This is a genomic window from Polaromonas sp. P3_C2, from assembly GCF_056402675.1.
Map to the genome: position 1 here is coordinate 1 of NZ_JBFUGX010000548.1, position 2,874 is coordinate 2,874.

Genomic DNA, 2,874 nt, shown 5'->3' on the forward strand with positions numbered 1-2,874 from the left:
GCCTTGCATGGTCCAGAAGTGTGGATCGGCCAGCGGGATGTCGACCGACTGCAGGTGGATGGTGTGCGACAGCTCGCGCCAGTCGGTGGCGATCATGTTGGTGGCGGTCGGCAGGCCGGTGGCCCGGCGAAACTCCGCCATCACTTCGCGGCCGGAGAACACGCCTTCGGCGCCGCAGGGGTCTTCTGCGTAGGCCAGCACATCGCCGCGGCCCTGGCAGATGCGGATGGCATCCTTGAGCAGCCACCCGCCGTTCGGGTCCAGTGTGATGCGCGCATCGGGAAAACGTTCGGAGAGGGCGATGATGGCTTCCATCTCTTCCTCGCCCCGCAGCACGCCGCCCTTGAGCTTGAAATCCTTGAAGCCGTAACGCTTGTAAGCCGCTTCGGCCAATGCCACGATGCCATCGGCGTCCATGGCGGTCTCGTGGCGCAGGCGCAGCCAGTCGTCCTCCGCATCCGGCGCACTGCCATAGGCCAGATCCGTCTGCTTGCGGTCGGCCACATAAAAGAGGTAGCCCAGCACGGCCACTGAATCCCGTTGCTGGCCTTCGCCCAACAGTGCGGCCACAGGTACGCCCAGGAATTGGCCCAGCAGGTCGAGCAGGGCGCTTTCCACGGCAGTGACGGCATGAATCGCCACACGAAGGTCGAAGGTCTGGTTGCCGCGGCCGCCGCTGTCGCGGTCCGCAAAACGTGTGCGCAGGGTGTTGAGAATCTGGTTCCACGCGCCTACCGATTGCCCTTCGATCAGTTCACGGGCGTCTTCCAGGGTGTTGCGGATCTTCTCGCCGCCCGGTACTTCACCTACGCCGGTGCGGCCTGAACTGTCGGTCAGGATCAGCAGGTTCCGGGTGAAAAATGGGCCGTGGGCACCGCTGAGGTTTAACAGCATGCTGTCCTGGCCGGCCACGGGAATCACCTGCACGCGAGTGATTCGGGGAGTTTGGGAAAGGGCGTGAGGGGCTGTTGCGGGAGCGTTTGAAGCGGGCATACCGGACTTGCTTGTAGGATGGTTGATAAAACAATTTATCAGTTATCGTACAACTCGTCGATTATTTATGCAACCAGATTTGTACCCAGAGTGCGAGGCGCTTGAGGTTCGGAAGGCTCTTCGGGTGGCTGCATGGTGTGCGCGTTATTGCCCCGGCGAAGCCGTTCACGGCTATTGGACAGGTGCGTCCGCATGGCGGCGCGTGCGGCCTCCGCATCCTGATTGCGGATGGCGTTGTAGATGCTCTCGTGCTCGCTGTTGACCCGCTGCAGGTAGTTGAAGCGGCCTTCGGGTGCGCTGTGCGCCGTGTTGACGCGAGTGCGCGGAATGATCATGGTGCCCAGGTAGGTCATCAGGTCGGCGAAGTGCCGGTTGCCCGTGGCGCGGGCCACTTCCATATGGAACTGGAAGTCCGGTGGCACGGCGTCAGAGTCCAGGCTGATGGAGTCGTGAAAGGCGCGCAGTGCATTTTCCAGGGCCTTGAGGTTTTCTGGCGTTCTCCTCTGGGCGGCAAGGCCGGCGGCTTCGGTTTCCAGGCTGATGCGCAGCTCCAGCACCGAGATCACATCGGCCACAGTGGCAAAGTCCTCGGCGGTGATCTTGAAGTTGCCGGCGTCCTGCGGTTGCAGGACAAAGGTGCCGATGCCGTGCCTGGTTTCGACCAGCCCTGAGGCCTGGAGCTTGGACAGCGACTCGCGCACCACGGTCCGGCTCACGTCAAAACGGGCCATGATTTCGGCTTCAGTGGGCAGTTTTTCGCCCGGCTGCAGGTGACCTGAACGGATGCTGGTGGCCAGATTTTCGACGATCTCACTCACCAGTCCGCGGGGGCGGCGCATGCGCAACGGCTCTTCGTGAAAGCCAACCGTAAGGCCTGCCTCAGAGCGACTAGGGGTTTTCCTTGAGTCCATTAAAAAACCATTGACAAGCTAGGGGGCGAACTGGAGAATTCCAAGTCATCAGACAACCTATGACTGCGATGTTCTTGGGTTGACTTTAACAAACTTCATAAAAAAGTCCAGTGTTTGCAATCACACCGGACGCAGATTAAAAAAATGACCATCAAAGTTCACGAAAAGCTCTTGTTGACCGGCGCGGCCGGTGGCTTGGGCAAGGCCTTGCGCGAGCGCCTGAAGGCCAATTGCTCGGTACTCCGGCTGTCCGACGTGCAGCCTTTCGGTGCTGCCGGAGCCAACGAAGAGGTGATTTTGGCCGATCTGGCCGATGCCGCCGCCGTCCACACCATGGTTCAGGGCGTGGACGCGATTGTCCACCTGGGCGGTGTCTCGGTAGAAGGGCCCTTTGGTCCCATCCTGCAAGCCAACATCCTGGGCGCCTATAACTTGTATGAGGCCGCGCGCAAGAACGGCGTCAAGCGCATCGTCTTTGCCAGCTCCAATCACGTCACCGGCTTTTACCGCCAGGACCAGACCATCAATGCCGACCATCCGCCGCGGCCCGACGGTTTGTACGGCCTGAGCAAAGCCTTCGGTGAAGATCTCGCGCGCCTGTACTTTGACCGCCACGGCATTGAAACCGCTTGCGTGCGCATCGGCTCTTCATTTGCCGAGCCCAAAGACCGCCGCATGCTGGCCACCTGGTTGAGCTTTGACGACCTGCACCGCTTGATCACCGCCTGCCTGACTACGCCGGTGCTGGGCCACAGTATTGTGTTCGGCATGTCCGACAACGCCGTCACCTGGTGGGACAACAGCCGCGCACGCCACATCGGTTATGTGCCGAAAGACAGCTCGGACATCTTTCGCGAGGCCGTCTACGCCCGAACCCCCGCGCCTGACCTGACAGACCCGGTCGCCCAGTACCAGGGCGGCGTCTTCGTAGTAGCCGGTCCTTTCGGCGACTGAGTGGTCAGGATAAACA

3 protein-coding genes are annotated in these 2,874 nt (G+C 61.2%); 1 reads left to right on the forward strand and 2 read right to left on the reverse strand.

Annotated features, from left to right (window positions below; translation table 11 throughout):
• A partial coding sequence (locus AC1DWI_RS18740) for an enolase C-terminal domain-like protein (RefSeq protein ID WP_477725427.1) occupies nt 1-993 on the reverse strand: 993 nt, incomplete at its 3' end.
• Nucleotides 994-1,058: 65 nt separating this feature from the next.
• Nucleotides 1,059-1,832 carry a FadR/GntR family transcriptional regulator gene (locus AC1DWI_RS18745; RefSeq protein WP_477671062.1) on the reverse strand — a complete coding sequence of 258 codons (774 nt, stop codon included), beginning with the start codon at nt 1,830-1,832 and terminating at the stop codon, nt 1,059-1,061.
• Between the two features lie 216 nt (nt 1,833-2,048).
• Here AC1DWI_RS18745 and AC1DWI_RS18750 point away from each other — a divergent pair, with 216 nt between their 5' ends.
• Nucleotides 2,049-2,858, forward strand: a complete 810-nt coding sequence (locus tag AC1DWI_RS18750; protein WP_477725428.1) for an NAD-dependent epimerase/dehydratase family protein — start codon at nt 2,049-2,051, stop codon at nt 2,856-2,858.
• Nucleotides 2,859-2,874: the final 16 nt, after the last annotated feature.

Excerpts from the sequence above, each read along its gene's own strand:
- AC1DWI_RS18745 (WP_477671062.1), bottom strand. The coding sequence starts at position 1,832 with ATGCGCCGCCCCCGCGGACTGGTGAGTGAGATCGTCGAAAATCTGGCC.
- AC1DWI_RS18750 (WP_477725428.1), top strand. The coding sequence starts at position 2,049 with ATGACCATCAAAGTTCACGAAAAGCTCTTGTTGACCGGCGCGGCCGGT.